We start from the raw sequence: 379 nt of genomic DNA, 5'->3' as shown, positions 1-379 counted from the left end.
GGAAAACCATCGAAAAGTCAAAATGACTACAATCCGATGATGTAACTCAGACGCTTGTCTATCTCTTTCATATCTTCCTCAGTGACCGTATCCAGCAGATCCCCTAAACGTGCTTTGCTAACTGATCGAATGTCTTCACATTGAACCACAGAATCGAAAGCCAATCCCGTGTAATTCGATTTCAAAAGCAAGTATTGACTCTTTAACAATCGGAACGGACGGCTACCTTTGGCTTTGTTCGTCTTCTTAGTCATCGGAATGACCAGGACGTTCCCACTGGATTGATTGCTGCTATCGACCGATACGATTATAGAGGGACGTGTTAAATTCTTTTCAAACCCTACATTCTCACCGTAATTTACGTTTACAATGCGACCCT

1 protein-coding gene is annotated in these 379 nt (G+C 42.5%); it reads right to left on the bottom strand.

The genetic code is table 11. The features are described 5' to 3' along the window. Positions 1–26 precede the first annotated feature (26 nt). Positions 27–379 (bottom strand): type II toxin-antitoxin system PemK/MazF family toxin (locus H2672_RS19315; RefSeq protein ID WP_186674020.1); only part of this gene is annotated, 353 nt, incomplete at its 5' end.

It is taken from the genome of Sporosarcina sp. BP05 (genome assembly GCF_014282005.1).
Taxonomy (GTDB): Bacteria; Bacillota; Bacilli; order Bacillales_A; family Planococcaceae; genus Sporosarcina.
Note: the sequence above shows the minus strand (reverse complement) of the source record. Positions and strands in the feature narration are given on the sequence as shown.